Source organism: Streptomyces sp. PTY087I2 (assembly GCF_001687325.1).
GTDB lineage: Bacteria > Actinomycetota > Actinomycetes > Streptomycetales > Streptomycetaceae > Streptomyces.
The window spans coordinates 16,495-41,709 of record NZ_LZRD01000044.1 but is presented as its reverse complement, the minus strand read 5'-3'; the positions used below and the strand labels follow the sequence as shown (position 1 = coordinate 41,709).

General features: G+C 67.7%; 18 protein-coding genes and 2 pseudogenes. 10 read left to right on the top strand and 10 right to left on the bottom strand.

The genetic code is table 11. The annotated features are described in order from the left end of the window. A pseudogene (locus A3Q37_RS38165) lies at positions 1-723 on the bottom strand (regulator); the annotation flags it as partial. A gap of 337 nt (positions 724-1,060) precedes the next feature. Here A3Q37_RS38165 and lipB point away from each other — a divergent pair. The 4 genes from lipB (at position 1,061) to A3Q37_RS32335 (ending at position 4,391) form a co-directional block, all read left to right on the top strand. Continuing rightward, positions 1,061-1,870, top strand: a complete 810-nt coding sequence (gene lipB, locus A3Q37_RS32350) for a lipoyl(octanoyl) transferase LipB (RefSeq protein WP_065490214.1) — start codon at positions 1,061-1,063, stop codon at positions 1,868-1,870. Between the two features lie 253 nt (positions 1,871-2,123). Beyond that, positions 2,124-3,104 carry a lipoyl synthase gene (lipA, locus tag A3Q37_RS32345; RefSeq protein ID WP_065490213.1) on the top strand — a complete coding sequence of 327 codons (981 nt, stop codon included), beginning with the start codon at positions 2,124-2,126 and terminating at the stop codon, positions 3,102-3,104. Positions 3,105-3,374: 270 nt separating this feature from the next. Continuing rightward, positions 3,375-3,575: a hypothetical protein gene (locus tag A3Q37_RS32340; RefSeq protein ID WP_065490211.1), complete on the top strand. Its 201-nt coding sequence runs from the start codon at positions 3,375-3,377 to the stop codon at positions 3,573-3,575. Positions 3,576-3,683: 108 nt separating this feature from the next. Then, positions 3,684-4,391 (top strand): DUF4191 domain-containing protein, encoded by a 708-nt coding sequence (locus A3Q37_RS32335; protein ID WP_065490209.1) that lies wholly within the window; start codon positions 3,684-3,686, stop codon positions 4,389-4,391. A gap of 124 nt (positions 4,392-4,515) precedes the next feature. On the opposite strand, the gene A3Q37_RS32330 is transcribed toward A3Q37_RS32335, so the two are convergent. Further along, complete coding sequence (locus tag A3Q37_RS32330) at positions 4,516-4,923, bottom strand: RDD family protein (RefSeq protein WP_010070475.1); 408 nt, start codon at positions 4,921-4,923, stop codon at positions 4,516-4,518. A 297-nt stretch (positions 4,924-5,220) separates the two neighbouring features. On the opposite strand from A3Q37_RS32330, the gene glnA reads away from it, so the two are divergent. Further along, positions 5,221-6,630, top strand: a complete 1,410-nt coding sequence (gene glnA / locus A3Q37_RS32325) for a type I glutamate--ammonia ligase (protein WP_065490207.1) — start codon at positions 5,221-5,223, stop codon at positions 6,628-6,630. Positions 6,631-6,731: 101 nt separating this feature from the next. Here the strand turns inward: glnA and A3Q37_RS32320 are convergent, their stop codons facing one another. From A3Q37_RS32320 to A3Q37_RS32305, 4 genes are read right to left on the bottom strand one after another with little or no spacing between them, the layout of a single operon-like run. Continuing rightward, entirely contained in the window at positions 6,732-9,383 is a 2,652-nt protein-coding gene (locus A3Q37_RS32320; RefSeq protein WP_255312013.1) for a pPIWI_RE module domain-containing protein, read from the bottom strand. A gap of 29 nt (positions 9,384-9,412) precedes the next feature. Then, complete coding sequence (locus A3Q37_RS32315) at positions 9,413-12,880, bottom strand: hypothetical protein (RefSeq protein WP_107471628.1); 3,468 nt, start codon at positions 12,878-12,880, stop codon at positions 9,413-9,415. Further along, positions 12,880-14,013 carry an HU-CCDC81 and SPOR domain-containing protein gene (locus A3Q37_RS32310; protein ID WP_065490203.1) on the bottom strand — a complete coding sequence of 378 codons (1,134 nt, stop codon included), beginning with the start codon at positions 14,011-14,013 and terminating at the stop codon, positions 12,880-12,882. Before A3Q37_RS32310 ends, A3Q37_RS32315 begins: the two co-directional genes overlap by 1 nt. Then, on the bottom strand, positions 14,010-15,581 hold the full coding sequence (locus tag A3Q37_RS32305; RefSeq protein ID WP_065490198.1) for a PD-(D/E)XK nuclease family protein: 1,572 nt from the start codon (positions 15,579-15,581) through the stop codon (positions 14,010-14,012). Before A3Q37_RS32305 ends, A3Q37_RS32310 begins: the two co-directional genes overlap by 4 nt. 90 nt (positions 15,582-15,671) lie before the next feature. Here A3Q37_RS32305 and A3Q37_RS32300 point away from each other — a divergent pair, with 90 nt between their 5' ends. Further along, on the top strand, positions 15,672-16,586 hold the full coding sequence (locus A3Q37_RS32300) for a serine/threonine-protein kinase (protein ID WP_065490197.1): 915 nt from the start codon (positions 15,672-15,674) through the stop codon (positions 16,584-16,586). Positions 16,587-16,594: 8 nt separating this feature from the next. Here A3Q37_RS32300 and A3Q37_RS32295 read toward each other — a convergent pair whose 3' ends face one another. Beyond that, entirely contained in the window at positions 16,595-19,351 is a 2,757-nt protein-coding gene (locus A3Q37_RS32295; protein WP_141693630.1) for a tetratricopeptide repeat protein, read from the bottom strand. Positions 19,352-19,626: 275 nt separating this feature from the next. Here A3Q37_RS32295 and A3Q37_RS38160 point away from each other — a divergent pair, with 275 nt between their 5' ends. The 3 genes from A3Q37_RS38160 to A3Q37_RS32285 all read left to right on the top strand — a co-directional run bounded on the left by A3Q37_RS38160 (position 19,627) and on the right by A3Q37_RS32285 (position 20,939). Continuing rightward, positions 19,627-19,752, top strand: coding sequence for a hypothetical protein (locus tag A3Q37_RS38160; protein WP_255312012.1), 126 nt, complete (start codon positions 19,627-19,629; stop codon positions 19,750-19,752). Between the two features lie 249 nt (positions 19,753-20,001). After that, positions 20,002-20,691: a hypothetical protein gene (locus A3Q37_RS32290; RefSeq protein WP_065490193.1), complete on the top strand. Its 690-nt coding sequence runs from the start codon at positions 20,002-20,004 to the stop codon at positions 20,689-20,691. Beyond that, positions 20,691-20,939 (top strand): helix-turn-helix domain-containing protein, encoded by a 249-nt coding sequence (locus A3Q37_RS32285; RefSeq protein WP_065490191.1) that lies wholly within the window; start codon positions 20,691-20,693, stop codon positions 20,937-20,939. The genes A3Q37_RS32290 and A3Q37_RS32285 overlap by 1 nt, the downstream gene beginning before the upstream one ends. A gap of 353 nt (positions 20,940-21,292) precedes the next feature. Here the strand turns inward: A3Q37_RS32285 and A3Q37_RS32280 are convergent. From A3Q37_RS32280 to A3Q37_RS32270, 3 genes and pseudogenes are all read right to left on the bottom strand, one after another. Continuing rightward, positions 21,293-21,888 (bottom strand): annotated as a pseudogene (locus A3Q37_RS32280) (class I SAM-dependent methyltransferase). Between the two features lie 252 nt (positions 21,889-22,140). Next, positions 22,141-22,524 (bottom strand): signal peptidase I, encoded by a 384-nt coding sequence (locus A3Q37_RS32275; RefSeq protein ID WP_065490188.1) that lies wholly within the window; start codon positions 22,522-22,524, stop codon positions 22,141-22,143. A gap of 135 nt (positions 22,525-22,659) precedes the next feature. Next, positions 22,660-23,619 carry a hypothetical protein gene (locus tag A3Q37_RS32270; protein WP_107471627.1) on the bottom strand — a complete coding sequence of 320 codons (960 nt, stop codon included), beginning with the start codon at positions 23,617-23,619 and terminating at the stop codon, positions 22,660-22,662. A 179-nt stretch (positions 23,620-23,798) separates the two neighbouring features. On the opposite strand from A3Q37_RS32270, the gene A3Q37_RS32265 reads away from it, so the two are divergent. Continuing rightward, positions 23,799-25,214, top strand: coding sequence for a hypothetical protein (locus A3Q37_RS32265; RefSeq protein ID WP_065490187.1), 1,416 nt, complete (start codon positions 23,799-23,801; stop codon positions 25,212-25,214). Position 25,215 lies beyond the last annotated feature (1 nt).

Below are 25,215 nucleotides of genomic sequence, written 5' to 3'. Positions count from 1 at the left end.
CCCGGCGGCGGGCGGGTGCGTCGTGGGCGGGTGCGTGGCGGCGGGCCCCGACGGCGTGGGCCGCTGCGGTCCGGCGGGCGGGCGCGACAGGCCGCGGGCCTCGGTGCGCGGCGCCCCGTCCGTACGCCCGGAGTCCGTACGCCCGGAGTCCGCGCGTCCGGAGTCCGCCCGTCCGGAGCCGGTACGCCCCGCGTCCACGCGCCCCGGGTCCAGGCGCCCCGGCCCGGGCGGCCCGGCCTCTCCCCCGGCGCGGCGGGCGGCGCCGCCGTCCCGGGCCACCCATTCGTCGGCCCGGCCGATCAGCCAGTCGCGGCTGGGGACGACGAGCCCGGCGGGCGTGAAGGCGATCTTGCGCAGCTCCGTGTGCGTACCGGAGTCCTTGCGCCACAGGCCGCTGACGATGTCGACCGCCTCGGCGGGGGTCGCCGCGAACTCCAGCCCCGCGTAGACGGGCGCGCAGGCGTCGAGCCCGAGGTCCTGCGCGGAGAGCCGCCGTCCGAGCCGCCGGGTGAAGACCTCGGCGATCAGCGCGGGGGTGGTGCCGCGCGGCTGCTGTCCCCGCAGCCAGCGGGTGACCGAGGTTTTGTCGTACCGCAGGTCGAGGCCGTGTTCGAGGCCGAGCTGATCGACCCGGCGGGCCAGGCCCGCGTGGGAGAACCCGGCTTCCGCGATGAGTGAGGCGAGTCGGCGGTTGGGCGTGCGCTGCGAGGGTCGTTCCGACATCAGCTGTACGGTCTCCTGCCTTCGGGGCCGGACGGGCAGCCCTCATGGGAACGGCGCGAATTTAGCGGCCACCGGGGCGGTCACTGCCACCCTTTGCTCCACGTTCATCCGATCGTGTGAGGATTCCGGACGGAGCTGACGGATACGCCCGACACATGAGTGCGCGCGACCGGCGGGACCGCAGTGCGCGACCGGCGGGCCCGTGAGGCGGCCGTTCCACCTGCCGGGGGGCCGTTCGGGCGACGGTCGTACAGTGGATGCGGGCGCGATCAGTGCAGGGCACCGTCATCCCGGGGACACCCCTCCGGGCCTGCGGGGCCCACAGAGGGAGGCATCGGTGAGCGAGCTGCGGTTCGTCCGTCTGGGCTTCGGCGAACAGGCCGTCGAATACACGGAGGCCTGGCAGAAGCAGCGCGAGGTGCACGCGGACCGGTTCGAGGACCGGGTGCCGGACACCTGTCTGCTGCTGGAACACCCGCCCGTCTACACCGCGGGACGCCGCACGGCGGACAGCGAGCGTCCGCTGGACGGCACTCCGGTCATCGACGTGGACCGGGGCGGGAAGATCACCTGGCACGGCCCGGGCCAGCTCGTCGGCTACCCGATCCAGAAGCTGCCGCGCCCGGTCGACGTCGTGGCGCACGTCCGCCGGCTGGAGGACGCGCTGATCCGCACGGCCGCCGACTTCGGCGTGGAGACCACCCGGGTCGAGGGCCGCAGCGGGGTCTGGGTGCTCGGTGACCCGGTCGAGCAGCGGCCGCTGCTGGGCGGGCTCTCGCTGGACTTCGACCCGAGGCTCCAGGACGAGGAGTTCGACGCCCGGCTGAACGGTCCGGAGTACGCCCCGTCCAACGCGGGCCAGCGCCGCGAGGACCGCAAGCTGGCCGCGATCGGCATCCGGGTCGCCAAGGGCGTCACGATGCACGGCTTCTCGCTCAACGTGAACCCGGACAACACCTGGTTCGACCGGATCGTGCCGTGCGGCATCCGCGACGCGGGCGTCACGTCCCTCTCCAACGAGCTGGGCCGGGAGGTCACGGTCGAGGAGGTGCTGCCGGTCGTCGAGAAGCACCTGCGGGACATCCTGGAGAACGCGGACCTCGCACCGCGCGAGATCGAACGGCCGCAGGCTTCGGTCCCGGCCTGAGGGGCCACGGCCGGTGCCGGCCAGGGGACCCACGGGCCGTACCGACCAGTAGCCCGGCCGGCAGCCCGGCCGTCGCCATCGGCCGGGGAATAGGCCCCGTCGGCCGCAGGTTGGCCAGACGTAAGGCCGTTCGATGTAGGGGCGTACCCTGGTGTTCGCCGAAGAATCGAAAGTGAATCCCTCGCGCATCGCTCGCGCATCCCACGCGAACCCGACGCGAATCCAACGCAGCAGAGAGCAAAGGGGAGCCGGAGTGTCCGCTGTCGCACCCGACGGGCGCAAGATGCTGCGCCTGGAGGTCCGGAACAGCCAGACCCCCATCGAGCGCAAGCCCGAGTGGATCAAAACGCGGGCGAAGATGGGCCCCGAGTACAAGCAGCTCCAGCAGCTGGTGAAGGGTGAGGGCCTGCACACGGTCTGCCAGGAGGCGGGCTGCCCCAACATCTTCGAGTGCTGGGAGGACCGCGAGGCCACCTTCCTCATCGGCGGCGACCAGTGCACCCGGCGCTGCGACTTCTGCCAGATCGACACGGGCAAGCCGCAGGCGCTGGACCGTGACGAGCCCCGCCGCGTCGGCGAGTCCGTCGTCACGATGGACCTGAACTACGCCACCATCACCGGCGTCGCCCGCGACGACCTGGAGGACGGCGGCGCCTGGCTGTACGCGGAGACCGTCCGCCAGATCCACACGCTCACCGCGGAGCGGGAGGCCGGCGCGACCAAGGTCGAGCTGCTGATCCCCGACTTCAACGCGGAGCCCGAGCAGCTCGCCGAGGTCTTCTCCTCGCGCCCCGAGGTGCTCGCGCACAACGTGGAGACGGTGCCGCGGATCTTCAAGCGGATCCGCCCCGGCTTCCGTTACGAGCGTTCCCTGGAGGTCATCACCCGGGCCCGCGAAGCCGGTCTGGTGACCAAGTCGAACCTGATCCTCGGCATGGGCGAGACCCGCGAGGAAGTCAGCGAGGCGCTCCAGGACCTGTACGACGCGGGTTGCGAGCTCATCACGATTACGCAGTACCTCCGCCCCTCCGTACGGCACCACCCGGTCGAGCGCTGGGTGAAGCCGATGGAGTTCGTCGAGCTGAAGGACGAGGCCGACGCGATCGGCTACTCCGGCGTGATGTCGGGCCCGCTGGTGCGGTCCTCGTACCGCGCGGGCCGGCTCTTCCAGCAGGCGATGGAGGCGCGCGGCGCCGCTGCCGCCGGGACCGTCCAGGCCGCACCGGCCGTGTGAATCCGCTCACGAGCGGCCACCACGCCGTAACCGCGTGACCGAAGCGGTCCGAACGCTCCCCGCAGGTGAGGGGACGCGTACGGACCGCTTCGGCGTGCGCCCCACCGGAATCAAGGCTTCATTGGTGTTTGACCGCCCGGTCACGCGCTGGTAACACCAAGCAGTGACCCTAGGTACACGTGCGGCAGCGACTCCGTCGGCCGCCGCCGTCACCGCTTCCCGCACTCATCCGCGCCACCGGGCGCATCCATTCCGAGGGGGAACACCACGATGCAGGCCGCACCGGTCCGCGCCCACGCCCTTCCGTCCGTCACCACCGCCCTGCGCGCCGTCGAGTCGCTGCTGCTGAGCGGCGGCCAGCGCACCGCCCGCCGCAACGCCTGGACGGCCGTCCTGGAGGACCGCCGCCGCGCCAAGGACCGGGTGGAGGCCCAGCACGTGCTGGACGCGGTGGCCGGCCACCGCTCCTAGGGCGCGCTTCCCCGTCCCCGTACCGCTCACACGTACCTGGACCGCTCCCACGTTCCTGGGTCGCTCCCACGTTCCTGGGTCGCTCCCTCGCCACGTAAACTTCAGTACATGGCGAGGAAGGCAAAAACTGAAGGCGCGGACAGCGCCGAGAACGCGGGGCGACTCAAGCAGATCGCCCTGACCTACAAGATGACCAGGCGGACCGACAGCAAGATCGGTCTTGTCGTCGCGGGTGTCGGAATCGTCACGTTCGGTGTCCTCCTCGGCATCGGCTTCGCGATCGGCCACCCGGTCTATCTGGGCATCCTGGGCTTCGTCCTGGCCGTCCTCGCGATGGCGATCGTCTTCGGCCGGCGCGCCGAGCGGGCGGCCTTCGGTCAGATGGAGGGCCAGCCCGGAGCGGCGGCCGCCGTCCTGGACCGGATCGGACGCGGCTGGACGACCACCCCCGCGGTGGCGATGAACCGCAGCCAGGACGTCGTCCACCGGTCGGTCGGCAAGGCCGGCATCGTCCTGGTCGCCGAGGGCAACCCGAACCGGGTGAAGAGCCTGCTGGCGGCCGAGAAGAAGAAGATGGCCCGCATCGTGGTGGATGTGCCGGTGCACGACATCATCGTCGGCAACGGCGAGGGCCAGGTGCCCCTGAAGAAGGTCCGCACCAAGATGCTGAAGCTCCCCCGCGTCCTGACCGGCCCGCAGGTGACCACCACCAACGACCGGCTGCGCGCGATGGGCGACCTGATGAGCAACATGCCGCTGCCGAAGGGCCCGATGCCGAAGGGCATGCGGATGCCGCGCGGCGGAAAGATGCGCTGACGGCGGCGGCCGACGTACGTACACGACGGGGCGCCCCGGGACCTTCACCGGCCCGGGGCGCCCCGTTTCTCATGTCGTTTCTCATGTCCGTACGGGAGAGGCCCTCGTGTCCGTACGGTCGAGGTCACATCCGGACCTGAACGGATCGCGACAGCCGGTCGTGGAGGCCGCGCCCGTCGCGGTCCCAGACGAGCGCGGGGATGACGAGCAGGAGCAGCACGGTCCGCACGGCCACGCGCACGAACCCGAGCCGCCCGCCGTCGTCGGCGACGACGCGCACGCCCAGCAGCCGCTTGCCCGGCGTGCACCCGATGGTGCCGACGGTCAGCAGGCTCATCACGAGGAAGATCCCGAGGGCCCAGTTGCCCGCCGCCTGCTGGTCACCGCGAGCGAACAGCCCGTATGCGATCAGCATGCAGAGGGTCCAGTCGATGAAGATGGCTCCGAAGCGCCGGCCGAGCGGCGCGATCGAGCCGGGCCCTTCCTCGGGCAGCCCGAGGCCCTTGCCCCGGTAGCCGAAGTCGGCGCCCATCTCCTCGGCGGCCGCACGGGGCCCCGAGAGCCACGATCCGATTGCTTGCCTGTTGTCCACCCGTCCACGGTACTGCGCCCGGGTTTGGGCCCGGCCGGGCGGGGCACGGAAACAGCCGCGCGGAGACAGCCGCTGAGATGCCGCCCACCACCGCCCCGGTTAACTTGGGCGAAACAAATGGGTCACGCTTGAGAAATCGAGCCTGCCTATGGTCGGGTCCAGCGTGCGCCACCGCACTGGCCGCACCACGAGCTACACAACCCCCGCCCCTCCCGGGTCGGGAGGAGGAGGAGTTGGATGTTCCAGAACGCCGACGAAGTGCAGAAGTACGTAGCGGACAACGACGTCAAGTTCATCGATGTCCGGTTCTGCGACCTGCCCGGGGTGATGCAGCACTTCACGATCCCGGCAGCGTCCTTCGACCCGGCCGAGGAACTGGCCTTCGACGGTTCGTCGATCCGCGGCTTCCAGGCCATCCACGAGTCGGACATGGCGCTGCGCGCTGACCTGTCGACGGCTCGGGTGGACCCCTTCCGCCGCGACAAGACCATCAACATCAACTTCTTCATCCACGACCCGATCACGGGCGAGCAGTACAGCCGTGACCCGCGCAACATCGCCAAGAAGGCCGAGGCGTACCTGGCCTCGACCGGCATCGCGGACACCGCGTACTTCGGCCCGGAGGCCGAGTTCTACGTCTTCGACAACGTCCGCTTCCAGACGTCGGCGAACGAGAGCTTCTACCACATCGACTCCGAGGCCGGCGCCTGGAACACCGGTGCGGTCGAGAACAACCGGGGCTACAAGGTCCGCTACAAGGGCGGCTACTTCCCGGCCCCGCCGGTGGACCACTTCGCCGACCTGCGGGCCGAGATCTCCCTGGAGCTGGACAAGAACGGCCTCCAGGTCGAGCGCCAGCACCACGAGGTCGGCACGGCCGGCCAGGCGGAGATCAACTACAAGTTCAACACGCTGCTCGCCGCGGCCGACGACCTGATGCTCTTCAAGTACATCGTGAAGAACGTCGCCTGGCGCAACGGCAAGACCGCGACCTTCATGCCGAAGCCGATCTTCGGCGACAACGGCTCGGGCATGCACGTGCACCAGTCGCTGTGGCAGGGCGGCTCGCCGCTCTTCTACGACGAGCAGGGTTACGCCGGCCTGTCGGACACCGCCCGCTACTACATCGGCGGCATCCTGAAGCACGCCCCGTCGCTGCTGGCGTTCACCAACCCGACGGTGAACTCCTACCACCGCCTGGTCCCCGGCTTCGAGGCCCCGGTCAACATGGTGTACTCGCAGCGCAACCGCTCCGCCGCGATGCGCATCCCGATCACCGGCTCGAACCCGAAGGCCAAGCGCGTCGAGTTCCGCGCCCCGGACCCGTCCTCCAACCCGTACCTGGCCTTCTCCGCGCTGCTGATGGCGGGCCTGGACGGCGTGAAGAACAAGATCGAGCCGGCCGAGCCGATCGACAAGGACCTCTACGAGCTGGCTCCCGAGGAGCACGCCAACGTCCAGCAGGTCCCGACGTCCCTCCCGGCCGTCCTCGACGCCCTGGAAGCGGACAACGAGTACCTCCAGGCGGGCGGCGTCTTCACGGCGGACCTGATCGAGACCTGGATCGACTACAAGCGCACGAACGAGATCGCCCCGATCCAGCTGCGGCCGCACCCGCACGAGTTCGAGCTGTACTTCGACATCTAGGACTGCCTCAGGTCAGAGGGATTCTCCTCTCACCTGGGCCGTCTGTGGGCCGTCGGCCGTACCTCTCCGGGGGTACGGCCGACGGCCGTTTTTGTCCCCCACTACGCCAAAGCATCCGGCGCAGACGCCCCGAGCCGGGCCCCTCGGCCCTCCCTCGGGGCAAGCGGGAGAACATACTCCTTCGCCAGTTGCGCGAGATGCAGCGGGAGGGGGTAGGCCAGCGGCGGGTAGTCGTCGTGGTAACGGAGTTGGTGAGTCAAAGTAGCCCAGTCGACGGGGCGATCAGCTGAAGGTTCCGAGGAACCGCAGCCGAGCACCGTCACTTCGAGAAGCCGAGGGTTCCAGGCCGTTGTCCCGGGGGCGGTCCGGCTGCCCTTTACCGGGGCGAGTTTCCTCAGTCCTCTCGGCCTCGCTGCGGTCGGCGGGGTACTGCCCGTGCTGGCGAAAACGCGGTTACGGGGATCGTCCGAGAGTGCCCAGACACCTTCCGAGAAGCCGACCCCACCCGCCTCGTCATGGGCGTACCACTCAGGCACTTCTCCCCGCCCGTTCTCGTCGCGCAGCAAGACCATCCGCAGATCGTTTCCATATGCCGCAAGGCGCTGTTGCGGACCGGCGCCGAAGGCGAGCATGTCAGGTGTCAGCGCGCCGTTGCGCAGGCGTGGCCAGCATTGCCGCAAGTTTCCCGAGTTCACTAGCAACAAGGTCGGGCGATCTCGGAGCTGGAAGAGCACAGTGCGGATCTCACGCTCCAGATCGGTTGAGACCATGGTGTCGGTCTTCGCCAGGGACAACAAAAGGTCGGGGTAGGACACCCACTCGGACCGTCCCACGTCCCAACCCTCGATAGAGCCCGAGTCGCTGTCGGCGCGTACCCGCACCGCGACCAGGCGACGGCCCGCACTCCGAGTGGGGCCGTCCTTCGTATGGCGCACCAGCCAGAGCGCCGCGTACTGCAGATTCCCCGGAATGCCGGCACCCGCCCGGTGAGCGGGCGGGCTGATCGCACCGAGTTGCCGAAATACGTCCAGCCAGGTCCAGTTGGCCCGGTGTTCCAAGGGCGCCGTCCCAGATTCGGGCAGGTTGATGAACTGCGTGAGCCTTCCCTGCCTCCCGTGGGCCAGGCGCAGTGCGTGTTTGGGGTCGGAATCGGGCACCGAAGCGAAGTGCGCCTTCCCGGCAATCTCCACGATCACCAGACTGACCCCGCCGTGTGTGCCATCGTCCGCCTCCGCCACCAGGTCGCAACGCTCCGCCACGGCATCGGCCAGGCGGACAGCAAGACGGCGTTTACGGTCGGTGGGGACCCGCAGAGCACTTGCCAGCGCTCCGGCCGGCCTGGCCCGGACCACGATCCGGACGCCGTCAGCAGTCCAGCTGATCGCACCGTCCTCGTCGGTCCGGCTACCAGGCGCGAGACCGATCATCTTGGGAAGCGCGGCGAGAAGGGCATCTCGGGTTTGCGGTGATTGCCAACGGATCTCCACCTCCAGGGGGCGTCCGCCAAGAGCGCGTTTCAAGGCGCTCCGGCGCGCCAGAGCCTGTTGTGCTTCCCTGCTGCCGGGCTCGCTCCACCTCGCGGAGCGGGGCAGCAGGGAAGGGGTGTTTCGCCGAGTGACCCGGCTCAGGTCCGCCACCCGGCGCAGCACAGGGCTGAGCCGTTGTTCGATCCAGGTATCCAGTCCAGCCCGTTCACGTGGCATCAGGCCTGCACCGACCTCGTGTGGTCCGAGCACCGGGTGGTAGACGATCCCGGCAGCAACGTCCTGACGGCCGTTGAGCCACTTCTCGGGCGAGGTGAACAGGTCCTCCGGCTCCGGGAACCGGCGGGTGATGTCCACGTCGGGCAGGAGCAAGGCGGGGCTGCGTCGCTTCCACGTGACTTCCTTGGAACTCCAGTCGTAGCCGAGGGCGTTGACCATCAACCGATAGCCCTCGTCCCGGCCCTCCGGCCACGGCAGGGGGGTATCGAGCAGCACGGTCGCTCCACCCAGCTTCCAGCGAGGGATGTCCAACACGCTGGCCCAGCGGCGCACCCCGGTGGCCACATGAACCCGGAACCGTGGGGCGAACGACACCGTGTGGACGGTGACGGTCAGGAGAGCCGAGTAGTACCACGTCTGCTTCCGGCGCTCATACCGCAGCGGTGGCCAGGACACCAGGTGGACTCCGCCGGTTCCGGAGCTGACGACACGGAAGTGGAGGCTACCGCCCTCAGTACGGAACGGCGCGCCCGCCAACCGGAAGGCGACCGCTTCGGGGAGCAGACGGTAGAGCCTGGACAAGGGTTCCGCCGTTCCGCCGGGAGACACGATTGTCTCGGTGAGATCGATCCGCTCGGTCTCCCATCCCGGCAGGGCCAGCGGCGCCGCCTCGTCCTCGGACCACAGCTCCTCCTCCAGATCGACTTCATCCTGATCGGCGGCAAGAGTGTCGGCCCAGGTGCCGATGAGCGGCGCGAGAACCTCCAGCGGTACGGGCTCCCGCGCGTAGAGCCAGGGCAGTTGACCGTCGGTCCCGGCGTTACTGCTGGTGGCCAGCACTCCCGGCGCCCAGGCGCGGAGCAGTGAATGGAGTTGGGACAAGGGGAGGTAGGGCTGACCGCTGCGCGATCGCTCCTGGCGGCGCATCAGCTCCTGATGCAGCCCCTCGCCGAGCCGCAGAACATGCAGATCTTCCTGCCAGGGTCCTTCATCGGGGTCCGGTTCGTAGGCCAGCGTGCGGATGGAACGGTATATGGCAGTACTCCTCACCAGAACGGGACTCGGCGGTTGCCGCCGTGTCAGGCGGCCGGTAGCGGCTGGGCAAGGCAGCGGCCGAGCATGAGCCACAGCGGCTGGTAGAGAGCGCGGACGATGAACTCCTGGTCGGCAGGTTTCGCGCCGTCCCGGAAGTACGGATCGAGGACCGCGAGGATGCTCTGCAGGAGGCTGGACTTCATCGTGTCCGCGGTCGGTGGACTCGACGCACGGTTCGGGGCGAACGCGGCATCCACAAAGACCACCCGAGCCGGGACGCCGCCGCGCACGAGCCGACCGATGACCTGCCACATCAGCACCAGGATGTCCCAGGTGACCTGCTCACGGTCGCCGCCGAGTCGGCTCCATGCCATGGACCTCTGCAGCACGCGATACCAGCACGACCGCGCTTCCCGGCGGACGGCCTCCGCACCCTCTTCGAGACTGCTTCCGCTCCGGACCCAGTCGGCGAACGCGCCGTCCTCCTCAGCCCGTACGATCCAGTCGTTGACGGCGTGAACCGCCAGCGACAGATCGTCGGGGTGCGGGTTCGGACGAGCGAGGAAATAGACCGTCCCGATGGCCGCTTCATTCTGGCGGTTGAGGATATTGTGCCCACGTTCCACCGAAAGCAGAGGGGCCACCAGAATGTCCGCCTGGAGGTCCCGCAGGCGTTCGACATCGCCGCGGCGCAGCGTCCGGGCTCGCTGTGCCGACGGGGCTTCCTCGTCGTCTTCGATCTCCTCGTCGTCCGAGACGAGGCAAAGCACTTTGCCACGCCAGCGCTTGTTGAGGTTGTGCAGGGTATCCGCCACCACGCGCGCTTCCTGGTAGCTGCCCACCAGCAGGAGGATCTGGTCACGCCCTTGCGGCAGCGAAAGGAGTTCCCGCTCCAAGGGGCCGCCGTCCTCGACGTCATCCGCGCCGGCACCGAGCCAGGTCACGATGTGTCGCAGTTTGGCCGGCCGGACATCCGGGGCACTGCCTGACACCCGCAGCTTCTCCTGTCCGTCATCGATGAACTCAAAGCGCATCTCGCTCTCGGCGGCGATCCGCTTCATCACCTTCGACAGCGGCTCGATCACCACACCGACCGGGACCTGAATGTGGTAGCGGCTGGACTTCCCGGCCCAACTACTGCCGGACATGAGCAGCACATGGGCGCCGGGCCGACCGTCCACCGCAGTCAGGTTGGGCATGGCCCGGAGCAGTTCACGACCGACTCCGCTGCACCGGAAGAAGGTCAGCTCTCCACTGCGAATTCCCTCGCCGTCCTTACCGTGCACCAGAAACTGGAAGCCGAGTACGTTGCCCATGGGTGCCTCAGGAACCATGGGGGCATAGTCGTTCGGTCGTCGGTACATCTCGCTGAACCCCAGGCTGAGTGCGGATTCGACCCGCGGCCACATGGCGTTGATCAGGGCCAGGCGTGGTTCCAGGGCGCTGAGCAGAAGAGTGAGTTCCAGCCGGTCGGCCAGGCTGTCACGCCATTGCGCGGGAGTTTGGGGCGGCGGGGTCTCCTTGGCAGCCTGTTTGCCAGTACGTCGACGTGCCTCTTCCTTCGATTGCCACACGGCCAGCCGTTCCTGGTACTCCTTCTCCTTCTCGGCCATAAAGGCCTCGTCGAGCTGAAGTAGGGAGGTCAGGACGCCCAGCAGCCGGTCCCGGGTCCGCTCTGGGTTCCCTGTGTGCAGCAGTTCGTTCAGTAGCACCGTGAGGTGCGAGAAGTCCACTTCGGTGCGCCGGGCGCGATCGCCGAACGGATTGTCGCGGAATGACTCGAGAAGTTTCTGCAACTCTTCCACCTGGGCACGATGAGGATGATTCGCCACCTCGTCCTCAGGCAGAGGAAAACGCTCGTCAAGGATGCCCATCTGAAGCGTCCAGGCGCTGAAATAGCCACGCCCCACCCAGCGACGTAATGGGTACTGGGCCACCAGCATGGCGTGCAACCGGTCGGTCGCCGCCACTACGGTGTTGAGCGCCGCTGAGAAGATCGCCACGTCCCGGTCGGACAGCTGCGTTCGACCGCTCACAGCGAGTTCACGGATCTTGTGCCGACTCAGCCAGTCGATCAGTCCCCGCTCCTCGTCCGCCGCCAGCAGCACTGCAGGAGCAAAGGTCTGATCGAGGTGCATCTGGACTCGGTCGGCCTCATCGACGATCATCAGATCGCTACGCCGGCAAGCGAGCTCAAGGTAGCGAATGCGTTCCCCGTTCTGCGAGTACGGTGGCGCGGAGTCGATCAGACTGGGCAGCGTGGCAACCCAGACGGCCGCCCCGACCAAGGCCCGTGAACCGTGGTGCCGCGGGCAGGCAGACCAGTAGGGGCAGGCCAGGTTCTGCTTCTGCCACTCCGGCGTCCGAGCGGGCTTGGCCCGTCGCTGTGGATCGCTCGGTGCGCGCAGCCGAGTACATGGCGCTTCACCGAAGGCGAGTGATTCGCCGCTGCCGCCGCGCAGCTTGAGGTTGAGCACGCAGGACGTCCCCAGGTAAGCAAAAGCGGGGTCGTCATGCGCCAACAGCCGGTGTTCGCCACGGCCGGCCAGGCGGCGATGGAGCCGCTGTGCGTGGCGCTCCCGGCCAGACGCGCCGAGCACCGGGGCCGCCGCGCCATCGGTGTACCGATTGTAGGTCTCCACCACCTTCAGAACCTCGGCCACGTCGGAGACCACGACGGTGACCCGCCTCTGCCTCCTGGCCAGGTGGACCGCGATGATGTCCCGCATCGTGCTCTTGCCCGCCCCTACGATGCCGAGCAGGTGCTGCATTCCGTCCACGGTGAACTCGTCGGACCTTTGGAAGGTGCCGAGCTGTGCCGTGGACATTTCGAATGCCTGTAGCCGGTCGACCCAGGTCAAGCGCCCCATCCTGCCGTGACGCCGGTCCACAGCGTCCATGGTCGCCGCGGTACGCGCCAGGTCTTTCAGCCGGAAAGTCAACGGTTCGCCCCCGCCTGCCGGGACCAGGTCCATGTCGTGAGCAACCATCGGGGCCGGGGAGACCTCCGGGAGGTCGACCACTGCTAGCGAACGGCCGACCGTAAAGGCATGCGGCCCTGAGCCGGCAGCCGGAAGCCTCGGACTCGCCAACGGTGGTGCCTGTGCGAGAAGCCGGTCGTACGCTTGCCAGCGCTCCGTGCCCACCGATACCTCCCGGAGAGCCGCTGCGGTGTCGACGTGTTCCACGTCGTAACCACGCAGCGCCGGATCCAGCCGCTGATAGCGCTCCAGCGCCTCCCGCCAGGCTCTGCGCCGCGCCAGGGTCCAAAGCGAGTATCTGGCGATCTTGAGAGTGCGGTCAGCGTCCGGCGGCAACGGCACCTGGTATGCCTTGGCGAATCCGTATCCGCTGAACAGCACCCAGGCCTCGCCCGCCGGGGCGTTGGGCATCAGCCGACGCTGAAGGTACAGACCGAGTTCGACCTGGCAGAGGAACTCCGCCGCGGGACTCGTCAATTGTGGCCGAGCATACCTCTGGAGGTCTCGGACCGTCTCATGCAGAACGGGCATCAGATGGCGCATCGGCCTCGCCTCTCATTCTCTGTCTCGTTGAGGACGTCTCCGCCGACGGTTCGTGCATCGCGGAGGCGGGCGACCAGATCGACCGGCCCGGTCAACAAGACCTGATCCGGGTCAGGAAGGGCTTGGAAGAAGGCAGTCCGGTACCGGGCAGACCGAGCAAGTTCCTCCGGCACCACCACCGCCACCGGTCCCTCGGCACTGACAAACCGGTGGGACAACAGCACGGGTTGGACCCGGTCGTGGATGTACAGCCGGTGGACAGCCAGGCCGTCTCCTTGGAGCCGGTACGTGCCCAGCTCACCCGGCAGGGGATGGTGGCCGACCGCCGCACGGTTCAGCTCGGCCAGAGCCGCCTGTTCCAACGGCAACGGGAGCGAAAGGAAAATCCGCAGCGGCTTGGCCAGCAGCAGGACGCCGTCCGTCGGACGGATCAGGTCCATCGGCAACCCGTACGGGCATATCTCGCGCTCGCACCAGGTCTTCGGCCCGGACACCGCGGTTCTGCGATCCGGCACGCGACGGCCGCCCAGCAGGGCTGGCAGCCGGCAGGTGGCGCAGAGCAGCAGAGTGCCCTCAATCGCCAGAAATCTCGGCAGAGGGCGATAGAGATCCCTGACCTGGGACCAGACCTCCCTGCTCCAGGTCCCCTTGGCCGGGCGTCGCCCGAAGCGCTCTCCCCCTCGTACCACCGGATTGAGCGCCAGGAATTGCCGACTGCGGTGAAAACGTTCCTCCGATCCGCATCGGTCTGCCAGCTCGGCCAGCAGCTTGCGAGCCTCTCCTTCCATGCCTCCGCCCGTTCCGGCGGAGGCCAGCTCCAGGCAGGTGCGAGTGGGCAGCAGTCCCTCGGGATGGACCAGGGTCGCTTCGGAGAGGATCAGTGCAGGCGGGATGTCGAAGGCCCGGTCGCCAACCGACCGGTGACGGCACCACTCGATCAGCTCGGGCAGACCTTTCGGGGGTTCCAGACCGAGATCGATGCAGTGCAACACCATTCGGTCCAGCGCTCGCTGTGCGGCATCTGGGTAGGGCAGCAGAAAAGACCTGAGATCAATTTCCTCACCCAGCTCCGAAATCGCTTCCGCGATTTCACTGACCAATGCACCCGCATCCAAGGTCATCGAACCACCTGGAGCGCAGGCCCGCTGGCACACCAACGCGCCGTCTCGCACCGGTCGCATGCATGCCCCGGTCGCGGCGCGTAGTTCTCGTCTCGGAGCCAAAGGCCGACGAGCTCGCGCACAATCCCTCCGGCCGCGGTCCTCACTTCCGGGACGAACGGGTCGAGGATCTCCAAGTCCGCGCCTCCCGGCCGCAGCACTTCGAACTCGATCCGGGCATGGCCCGGCGTACCGCCCAAATCACCTCGGGCGAGCAGCAGCACAGCCAGTGCCAGTTGCGGGTACCGCCCCAACAGCGGGCGGTCGTAGATTCTGTCATGAGCCGCCGTCTTTGTCTCGCGCCATACCCACGCGCCGCCGTCCCGGTAGAGCAGATCGGGCCTGGCGACCACCACCACCTCGGCCGCGGTGTCGTGGCGCACCACCCGCGGCTCGTTGCGGACGTCGGCGGCGTCCCGGACCAGCCGCATGGGGCAGACTGCGGCATGGCCGCGCAGCAGCTTCGCGCCCAGCGCGCGCTCGGCTTCCGGTAGTTCGAACCCTTCCGGCACCCACTGCGCGGGGACCTTCACCGTGCATGGTCGGGGCGAGCCGGATCCGTGACGCTCGGCGAGGTAGGCGTGCAGGGCCCGACCTCGCTCAACCGCCGGCGCGTGCTCGACCTCGTCTGCGGTCGGGAGGTGGAGCCTACGCATCTGGTCACGGGCCGGACAAATCTGGTAGTTACGCCCATTGGTGACTGACCACCAGCGTCTGGTCCACCCCGGCTCATCGACCTCGAGCAGGCCGGGAGCGCGCCGCAGCACTGGGCAGACGGACGCATATACGCAGTCCGCGCACCCGGCCCCCGGCCGGTACTCCTGGCTGTCCAGCAGCGCGGTCAGCGCGGCGCGGCCATTCTTTCGGTAGAGGGCCACCGCCTCCTCTCGCGTACCGTCGAAGAGCAGGCGGACCCTGCCGTCCAGCACCGCAAACTCGATGATCCGTACTCGCTCGGGCCGGGGCCCGGGGGTACCTTCAGCAAGCACCAGAGCTGCCGCGCCGACGAAGCTCTCGGGCGGCGGTTGCCGTCCCAGTCTGTTGACCGGAAGGCGCAGTTCGCGCACCGCACCATCTCGGGATCGGAGACACCGGCCCCAAACGGTCAGGTGATATTCATCCCCGCCAGAAGTGCCTGCGCCGGCCACCAAGTGGCTGTACCGCCAGGGGGTTTCCACCTCCGACAGCAGAAGATCAGGCTTGTCCGGGAAGGCGGCGGCGTAGCTCTCCAGCGCGTGTGCCGTCCACCGGCGCAGTCCGTCATGCATCGGTTTCCTGGGGCGAGGCTTCTCGGTAGAGCTGCTTACGGCCCGGTAGCGGGTGTCACATGCGGCCATGAAGGGGCCGAAGGAGAACTGCTCCAGACGCTCCTGACGTCGGCGACCGCCACGCACCGGCTCGTAACCGCGCGCCTTGAGCGCATCAGCCGCAGGACAGCGAAAGTCCCCGGCCTTGAACATGCCGACCGACACTTTGATGACGTTGGAAGCGCGGCGGACCCCATCCGGGGGAAGCCAAGAGTCAGGCATTGTTGCTCCATATCTGTAGAAGAACGACTTCCCGCTGACAGATCCAGATGTCAGCTGGTATGAGACCGACAAAGGGAAAGAGAGGCGTCCATGGCGCGGCGCATCAAGCGATTCGGCGACATCGAGACCCACTACGAACTGATCGGGTACATCGGCGGAGGCGCGCAAGGAGACCTCTACCTCGGCCAAGGCCTGGAGAGCGACGAGCTGGTGGCCATCAAGATGCAGCAGGAGCGGGGGTTCGAATCCGAGCAACGTTTCGCCGAGCTGGCGCGTGAACTCACCAGAGAAGGGGCTTACAGCCACCTGGTTTCCGAGGATCTCGGCGGAACGCTGAAGTTGTTCGGGCTGGGTGACTACCGCGGTCGACGCTGCATCGTTCTGGAGTACGTCGACGGCGTCCTGCTGTACGACCTCATGAAGGAGTTCCGGCCGATGAAGGATGCGGGCACCGTGGCCTCGATCATCGGACAGCTCTGCGAGATCTTGGACGGCATCCATCGCAAGGGCTTCGTCCACCGTGATCTGAAGCCCGAGAACGTCATGGTGGAGTACTCCGGGCGAGTACGCCTGCTCGACCTCGGACTCGCCGTGCGAGCCCGCCAAGGCACCCCGTTCGGGTGCGGCACCATCGGATACGCGCCGCTCGAGCAGCTCGAAGCGAACCCCGACGGGGTGATCGCACAGGCCGACATCTTCGCTCTCGGCTGTCTGCTTCTGGAGCTGACCGTCATGCAGCTCCCCTACAGCGGGTCGAGAGCCGGACTCATGGCCGACACTCCGGTAGTCCTGTCCGCCGACCGACTCGCTGAGATGCCCGAGGAGTTCGCGACACTCGCCCTGTCCATGGTCGAACTCTCGGCGAAGAAACGTCCGAGCTCGGTGCGCGCGGTGTTCGACCGCCTCCGGCCTCACCTGCCCTCGGTGGGGGCGCCCCGTCCGGACAAGCCACTGCGGCCCGCCGACCCGACCGAGTACTACCGGACCTGTCCCCCCAGATGGTAAGAGAGCCGTCACCGCAGCGATTCCAGCTGGTCACGCACCCCAGCGAGATCCGTACCGCCCATCAACTCGCGTAGGGCCATCACTCGTTCCAGTGCAGCCACCGCATCGGCCTTCCGACCCGCCACCACCAGGGCGTCGGCGTGTAGGCACAGCGCCCGGTCCTCTTCGATCCACGAGCCCAGCTCGCGGTAGATCACAACCGCCTGTCGGAACTGCTCCAGCGCCGGCTCTCTGTCCCCCATGGCGAAACGGATACCGGCCACGGTGCGCAGCACGTCGGCCAAGCCCCTGCGGTCCGTCGTCCCCCGGACCAAGTCGAGCGCCTCGGTGCAGAGCGTGAGGGCATCGTCGTCCTCACCGCGATCATGGTGGATCGTTCCCAGACCGTTGAGCGCCGCTGCTGCCCCTGCGGCATCGGACAGCTCCCGGTACACATGCAGTGCCGACCGATGGTCCTGCTCCGCTTCCGCTTCACGCCCCTGCTTACGACGAGTGAGCGCCAGTGTGTGCCGCGACCTCGCCAGGCTCAGTCGGCCTCGCGAACTACTGTCCTGCTCACTCAGCCACACAGCCCGGACCAGCTGGTTGGCCGCCAGGTCGAAGTTCCCTTGGTGCCAGTAGGTGCCCGCAAGCATCCTGTGGGTCATGGCCTGCTCCACCAGCGGCACCCCGCTCTGCTCCGCGGCTTCACGGGCCAGGACGAGAAACCGTTGGGCATCCTTGAAGCGGTGGCGGCGCCACTGGTAGGTGACCAGAGCCATCGGCAGCAGCCAGGTGTGGCGTCGGCTGCCTCGTTCGGTCGACAACTCGATACCGCGGACGGCTACGTCGTACAGGTCATCGAGCATGGCCAGAGCGTCTTCCAACCCCTCGGGCCGGTCCACCGTGATCTCATGCGGTTCGCCGACGGGCAGCGACCGCTGGCCGTCGAGCCACTGGTCACAGGCCCAGACATTCTGCAGCTGGTGTTCCAAGATCTGCCGGATCGTCGTCTCCTCAAAGTCGACCCTCGAGTCCAGAACTTCAGGCCGCACCCGCTGACGGGCGAAAGTCCGCACCAGATCATGCAGGCGGTACCGGTCCGACCACAGCTCCACGAGATTCGCCGTCCGAAGTTCCTCGGCCGCCCGGTCGGCGTGCATCTCCTCGGCAGCTAGGCCGAGGTCCAACACCGCCGACCAGCTGATCGAAGGCCCTGGATGCACTGCAAGCTGCCAGAGCAGGCAGCGTGCCTGCTCTGACAGTGCGTCCACCGAGCAAGCCAGCGCTGCCGTGACGGACAGCTGGGACGGCTGGTGATCCAAGGCGTCGAGGCGATTCTCCTCCTCCTTGAGCTGTCGGTGCAGATGATGGATTGCCGCGAAGGCATGGCCGTCGAACCTCCGAACGGTCACCGAGAGAGCCAAGGGGTGACCACGGCAGAACTCGACGATGGCCTTGACCTCTCGCGCGGTCTTGCCACGGTGGGCCTGGGGAATGCGTTCCTGCAACAACGCGGTGGACGCCTCCTCATCCAGCTCTCCCAGGAGCACTTCCTTCACCTGAGGGTCGGTTCGAAGCACCTCCAGGCGCCGACGGCTGGTGATCAGCACCGCGCTGGCTCCCGTGCCGGGCAGCAGCGGCAACACCTGCTGGTCGTCCCATGCGTCGTCGAGCACCATGAGGACGGACCTGTTCGCCAGCACCGACCGCAGCGCCGTGGTCTTCTGCGCCAGACCGACGGGCGAAGTGGGGACCGGGAACTCCGCCAGGAATCCGTCGATGACGCTCTCCGGATCAGCGGGCCGCGTCCCCGGCCCCGCGAATCCGCCGAGTTCCGCGAAAAGCACCCCGTCCGGGAACGCTTCCCGCAACTGGTGCGCGGCGTGGTTCGCCAGCAGGCTCTTCCCGATTCCGGGCAAGCCGCTGATCACCACCACGGTGGGACGGCAGGACTCCTGCCGCTGACGTACTGTCTCCACCACCTCATGGAGCGGCGCTTCCCGGCCCAGCACCGGGCGTCCGAGGGGCGGCAGCTGATTGGGTATGTGCGCCAGGACAGGGCCACGCGAGCTGGGCGCCTTCCCGTGCAGTCGGTCGATGACTGCTTGCAGTTCGTCGTCCGGCTGCCGGAACCGCTTGGTCCATCGGCTGATTGCGCTCTTCAATTTCGACGGCGACAGTGTGCCTCCGTGGTGCATGAGGTAGTACCGGAACAGCCAGGGTTCCTCCGGCAGGGCGCGGTACCAACGCTCCGACTCGATGTGCAGCCACTCGTTCAGGCCGGCCCGCAGAGCGGCTTCGAACTGAGCTCGCAGCGCCTCTGCTCTTTCTCGCCTCAGCTCTTCACGGCGTACCGCGGCCCACTGGCCCGCCAGACCGCTCAACGGGACCAGGTCATGCGGCCACTGTGCCAGCGCGGCGGAGACGGCTTCGAACCTGTCCTTCCCCAGCCGTGTCTCCGCGCTCCGCAGCAGGTCGCGAAAGCGGTAGAGATCGATCTGCTCCCTCGGCGGACGGAGGGAGCAGACTCCGGATTCCGTGATCAGGAAGTCCTTGTTTCCCAGAGCCTGCCGCAGCACCCGCATCACCTGGTCAAGCCGGCCCCGATCGAACTCCAATCCAGGCCAGAGACAGTCGAACACCTCACGCAAGGGGCACCGTCCCTCCTGCGAGGTGACCAGCAGCGCGAACAGGGCGGCCGGCTTCGTGGTTCCTGTCGCTATCGGGCCGACGAACGCGCCCGTCGGTCTGACAGTTACCACCCCGAGCACGCGTCCATCCACGTCCGCTCCCTTTCGCTTTCACGGCACCCCTTCGGGGCCGGAACGCTGACACCACAGAGATCTGTGCGTATCCGGGCATCGATTTACACCGCTGCACTACTTCGCGCCCCCTCAGATCCGGCTCAGATATTCCTCAGTTCTGTTGCCGTCGTGGTGTCGGCCCGCTGGGCACCATGGCATCAGTCGTTCGCCGAACAGGGCAGTGACGACGAACTGCCAGAACGAGGAAGGACACGAACATGAGCAACCGTCTGCCCGTCCGCCGAGGGGGGCGCATGAAGCGCACCTCCGGCGGCTTCCCGCCGGGCGTGAAGCGCTGGGCCCGCGCGAAGGAACTGCCGTCGACGTCGGAGACCCCGCCCGACACCACCTCGGACAACCCGTCGCCGTCTGAGGCCTGAAGTCTCCAACGCCGACCGCATCGGGGTGCCCCTCCATGAGCGGGGCACCCCTCCGGGAGGACCTTTCGTCCTTCCTGCCGTTCCAGCCCTCCGAGTTCACGGGCCGCAACGAGATACCACTGCGTGGCACGCAATACCACTCGACGAAAGTTCCGCCTTCAGCGGACGGCAAGAGAGGACTGCGCCTTGACTCCTACTGGCACCAGCAGCGTGTTCGCTGCCGTAGCACGACATTTCGACTACCCACAAATGGCGGAGGTGGTACGGCTGCCCATCGTCACGGACAACGCGGCGCCCGTTCTGCTGACGCCCGCCCAAGCACGGGACGCCCTCTACGGGCCGGGCCTCGACCCCAGCCTCGTCACCCCTATCTGGCAGGCCGTCGTGCAAGCTGCGGCGGCAGAGCACGGATCCGCCGACACCTGGCGGCTGTTGCTGATCTGGCTGGCCCTTCCGAGGCTGACTGGAACCACGTTCCGCATCTGCCGTCGACTGCGCGCCGATCGGGCCGACGTGGAGGCGGAGATGGTTCTGGCTCTGCTGGAAGGTCTTCAGAGCGACGAGCGCCTGACAGCCGACTCTGTGGACGGCCTGCTGAAGGCGGTGCGCAGTCGAGCGTGGCGCCTCGCTCGGTCCGGGGCACGTGAATTCGCCGACGACACGGTAGAGCGCCTCGCGGACAGCCGCGGCCTACTGTGCGACGAGGCACAAGGTGCCGGGTCCATCCGATCTCATCAGGTCGAAGTGACCCGACACGAGCGGGTTGGCGAGCTGCGGGCGCAGCTGCGCTTCACTGTGTCCCCCGAGAGCATGGGCCGACGGGCGTTGGCTGCGCTCATGGAGCCAGCCGAACGCAGAGCAGTCATCTGCCGGAAGCATGACACGAGTCGTGAGCATCGGGCCCCCAGCGATTCCCGCAGCATCAGGGCAGGGCGCTGATGAGCACCCGAAAACATATCCCGCTTAGTTTCGTGGAGGCGTTCGACCTCCCGGTCACAGTGGACGTGCCGACCGCCGCCCGAGCTCTGGGTATCTGCCTGACCACCGCATACCGGTTGGCCCGACAGGATGCCTTCCCTTGCAAGGTCCTGCGGATCGGAAACCGGTACAGGGTGCCCACCATCGAGCTGATGCGTGCCATCGGCGTGGACGAACGCGCTGTCTACACACTGGACCACAGCTCCTAGCCCTGGCTGCAGCCGCCCCGCTCTCCCTATTCGGCTGCTGCCTCCCGACAGGTGGGCACCTGATACACGCCCCGCCCATCAACCTCGGTCAATCAGCACAGTTGAGGTCCCTGCGCGGACACGCTCCAGCGCACAAGCCGCAGGTCGCACTCACGAGTGCCGGAGGCATCGAGGGCCGCCACGTCTTACCGGAGGTGGCGGCCCACGGTAGTGCTGTCAGCCGAGTAGGTTCCCAGGATGGAAGAACCGGGCCTTCCGCAGAAGCTTCTTGCAGCCGTCCCCGAAAGAGAGCCCTGTCATTCTCCAGCGGGGCTCAGTCACGCTCAGTCCCTCGTACGCGCTCGGCGTCTGGCTCACACGATCAGGGTGCAGATGTGTCCCGTTCCCGGGGCGTCGAGGACGCAGGCTTCTGCCGGCAGATGCCCGAACCTGCCGAGGAGGTCCCGCCATCGGCGAGGCGTGCACCTGTAGCGGTAGGCGAACAGGGCGAGCCCGGCGAACCCGCCCTTGTACATGCCCTGGGACCCGTAGGCACCGGGAATCGCAGGCGGGTGGGAGAACGCGAAGAAGCCGCCGGGTTGAGGCGCTGGGCGACGAGAGGGGGAGATCGCGTCGTAGGTGTCGTTGTACTCGGCCAGGAATGCGAGGACTTCGGCGCACTCGAACCGAGCCCGGTCTCCTTCCAGTGATCTCGGTTCTTGTCCACCATGACCGGGAACAGGTCGACGCCCGAGGCCCTGATGCCGCGCTCGGCGAGATACGCCAGGGCGCGGCCGGTGCCACAGCCGAGTTCCGGGACCGTGACGGGCACGCCGAGGAGCTCGGGACCCGGGCCGTGGCCGGCGTACTAGGTCCAGCAGACGGAGGGTTCTCTGTCCGGCTTGAAGGCGCTCTCGGCGTAGGTGTCCCAGAGTTCACGTTCGGCGTCGATGTCGTGCTGTGCGGGCAACAGGGTTTCCTCTGTGCGGCGTTGGACTGGCGGTCTGTCTTCCCCACGGCTGGGTCAATGGGTGCCCGGCACCTTGTTGTCGCAGGGCGAGCAGTCCGCGCCGTCCACGGACTACAGCTCATCGTCGGGGGGGGACCCGTTGGCGATCGCATCGCCTTGCACGACGATCTCTCGCTCGGCCGGGTCGGGGCAAAAGTACGGAGAGCCTGTGGCCGGAAAGCGCCGACCGAGACGGTCGGCCGTGCGTCAGGCCTACCCGTGCCCCTGGTCCCTCTCAGTAACGGCATAGCCCGGCACGGACGGCCAGCGAACCGTCAGGACCACCGACTCTTCCTCCGCGAACCATGAGTGATCGACTCCGCGCCCCCACACGATGTAGTCGCCCTGTTCCTCCAGCAGGACGTCACGGTCCGGCAGCTCGACGCGGAAGCGGCCACTGATGAGAACCAGGAGAGCCGTGCGTTCCTCGCCCCTCACCCACTGCGCTCGCACGTCGGCACGGGGGTGCACGCCCCATTTGATCTCTACGGCCTCGCTGTAGCGTGGGTCGCCGACGTCCTTGAAGTGCCCGAGGAGCCATCCTCGGTCCAGTGCGGCGTCCTTGCCCGCGTTGCCCACGTACACGCTGTCGTTCACGTGAGGGAACGCTAGCAGCGTTGGTCAGGCGGTCCAACGTATCGTTAGCTCCTCCCCCGCCTATTCACGCGTGCCAGCCTAGAAATCCTCCCGCGTACTTGCCCTGTGAGCCGACGCTCTCCGCGAATATCGCGGCTACACCGCAGCCGGCACTGGTACGCGCCAGGTGATCCGGAACCGCTCCTCGTCGGGAAGTCCCGCCCGGCCCACCGGGCTGATCTGTTTGATCAGATATCCGAAGACCATGTGGTGCGCCTCCTCCGACGCCTCGTCCCACGTGTCCGGAGTCACGATCATCACCTCGCGCAACAGGCTCGGATCCGACTCGCTCTCCAGCAGTTCCGCCCGATCGTCCCGGTCCATCGTCTCGTCGGCACGCATGGCCCGGATCGACTCCGCGAGAAGGTTCGGCTCGGCCCGCAGCCGTCGGAGGATTTCCTGGCATCCGTACCGGAAGGCCGCGTATGCCTCCATGGCCTCCCGGTCAGCGTTGTGGTAGCCGTAGGGAGCGCCTCTCTCCGCCCCGACATAGTCCCCCTTCAGCATGTGCAGCAGGACCCGCAGCACATGTTCGGCGCCCCGCTCCTCGATCTCTATTTGCATCAGCTGGACCCAGTCGTCCTCCGATATCAGCGGCTCGTGCGGTGCTGCGAGCGACGGATGGATCCGGATGGCGTTGAAGGGGTTGAGCATGGCCCCCATGACGAGCTCCGGCGTCCATTTGCCGTCCTCACCTCCCCAGCCGCCGTTCAGGAGTTCCTGGAACGACTTCATGGCACCCGACTCCCCTTCACGGGTCGCGCGCCACAGCGGCAGAAATCTGGCGGTCTCGGCTTCCTCGTCGCGCGGCGGACTGCACAGTCCGGCCAGCACCACGACGATGTCGCGAACGGTCTCCCAGCGCGGCATGCGTATCCCTTTGAGGGCGGAGCGCACCGTCTCGTGGCTGGCTGCCGACAGCAGGTCGTCGCGGTTCCCGATCTGCTCGCTCACCTTGCGGAAGCTCAGCAGCCCTGCCGCGCGGTGCAGTTCCTGGAGGGCTTTCACCAACTCCTGTTGCGGTCCTGCCGACGGGGACAGGGTGGCGTCGGACACTTCGGCTCCTCGCTTTGCGGTGTCAAGTTCTGTCAACACCCTAGAAGTCGCAGTCCAGAGGCGACCCAACTTTCGTCCAATCTCTGCTCAGGCCTGCCAAACGGTGACTCGCGCCCGAGCGGTGAGGTGAGCATAAAAGCGGCGCCGACGGAGCGCCACCACTCGAGGAGCCCTGCCCTGTGCACATCCCTGCCTACGCCCATGCCATGATCCGCGCCGCCCTGCCCGGCATGCCTACGTATCGCCACGTGGAGGGCAGGGACTGCTGCCTGTGCGACGAGTCGTTCGGCGAGGACCTGGCAGCCATACCGCTCGGCCCGACGCCGACCTCAGGACTGTTCGGCTGCTGCCCCTGTCTGACCCGGCTGGTGACCCGGGCGCGACGCACCCGCGACGCCGCACTTCAGCGGGACGCCGAGCGGGCCCGGGTAGAGTCCGCCGCCTGGCTGCCGTTGCGCGAGGCCCATCTCGCTCGGCTCGACGGGGTGCGGGAGGCGGCGGAGGCAGTAACAGGGTTGGCCCAGGACGAAAGCGTCAAGGCGCTGCAGGTGGCGTGGCTGCTGATCTCACTGGAGTCCGCGTACACCTGGGTGCCCGAGACACCGGAGCCTCCCGCGTCCGTGGGAAGTGGGGACCCCGAGTTGAAGGACACGCGGTTCCGGCTCGCCCTGGGCATGGTCGCGGCACGGGAGGCGGTGGCGGAGCGGCTCGCTTACCACCTGATCAACGAGGCGCAGACCGAGGCACCGGAGATGTGCGAGGAGTTCGAGTGCCCCGAGGGCTGCACCGGGCGCCATGACTCCTCGCACATCGACTGCGGGCCGGACGCCGTCTACGAGGATCTGGCGGAGCACGGGATCATCGTGGAGCAACCGGAGCACGAACCCTTGTCACCCCGGCTCACTGACCTCCCGGGGGAGAACGAGGCGAAGGCGGAGCGTCCCCCGTTTCCAGGCATGGAGGAGCAGGCCCCTGCTGTCCTGAAGCATTTCGGCGTCGACGCGGACGACGCCGACGCCCTCCTGAGCGCGGCGGCGGTCGGCCTGGTCGTCGACACCTGGCGTAAAGGTCCGCTGGACGCGATCCACGCCGCCGCCGACGGACCCAGCGACGGTGAGATCTTCGCGCAGAGTGTTGATCTGTACCGCAGGGCCCGCGCCGCGCTGACGGCCGCACGGGAGAACGGGCCGGAGGCACTGCTCGCCTTCGTCGCTGTCGCCTCGGACGTGGACCTACCGTGGGCCGGCGGTTCCTCATTCGCATTGCGTACGGTGTCGAAACCCGTGGCCGAGTTCGTTCAGCAGGTTGACGACCGGGTCCGGTTTACGGCCAGGGTGATGCGCGAACAAGGCTGGCGCGCGGCGCTGTTGCACCGAGCCCTTTCGGCCGCGGTCAAGGCTTCCGCTCACTTCGGTATGCCTCGGTGGCCCACCACGGTCGCCTCCGTGGCGGAGCGTCTCGCCGAACTGGACAGGTCGAACGCACCCGAGGCGCTGGCGGACCTCACGTCCGTGGAGACTGCTCTGCTCGAAGCTCCGGACCGCCTGGGCGTGGACGCCCTCGAGTGGATTTCCCGGCACACGCCGCTGGGCTAGT

What these genes read in the sequence shown, in the direction of transcription:
- A3Q37_RS32305 (WP_065490198.1), bottom strand. Translation starts at nt 15,581, where the DNA reads ATGCCTGACTCTTGGCTTCCCCCGGATGGGGTCCGCCGCGCTTCCAAC.
- A3Q37_RS32315 (WP_107471628.1), bottom strand. Translation starts at nt 12,880, where the DNA reads ATGCCCGTTCTGCATGAGACGGTCCGAGACCTCCAGAGGTATGCTCGG.
- A3Q37_RS38160 (WP_255312012.1), top strand. Translation starts at nt 19,627, where the DNA reads ATGAAGCGCACCTCCGGCGGCTTCCCGCCGGGCGTGAAGCGCTGGGCC.
- A3Q37_RS32310 (WP_065490203.1), bottom strand. Translation starts at nt 14,013, where the DNA reads ATGACCTTGGATGCGGGTGCATTGGTCAGTGAAATCGCGGAAGCGATT.
- A3Q37_RS32330 (WP_010070475.1), bottom strand. Translation starts at nt 4,923, where the DNA reads ATGGGCGCCGACTTCGGCTACCGGGGCAAGGGCCTCGGGCTGCCCGAG.
- A3Q37_RS32340 (WP_065490211.1), top strand. Translation starts at nt 3,375, where the DNA reads ATGCAGGCCGCACCGGTCCGCGCCCACGCCCTTCCGTCCGTCACCACC.
- glnA (WP_065490207.1), top strand. Translation starts at nt 5,221, where the DNA reads ATGTTCCAGAACGCCGACGAAGTGCAGAAGTACGTAGCGGACAACGAC.
- A3Q37_RS32290 (WP_065490193.1), top strand. Translation starts at nt 20,002, where the DNA reads ATGGCGGAGGTGGTACGGCTGCCCATCGTCACGGACAACGCGGCGCCC.
- A3Q37_RS32335 (WP_065490209.1), top strand. Translation starts at nt 3,684, where the DNA reads ATGGCGAGGAAGGCAAAAACTGAAGGCGCGGACAGCGCCGAGAACGCG.
- A3Q37_RS32300 (WP_065490197.1), top strand. Translation starts at nt 15,672, where the DNA reads ATGGCGCGGCGCATCAAGCGATTCGGCGACATCGAGACCCACTACGAA.
- A3Q37_RS32285 (WP_065490191.1), top strand. Translation starts at nt 20,691, where the DNA reads ATGAGCACCCGAAAACATATCCCGCTTAGTTTCGTGGAGGCGTTCGAC.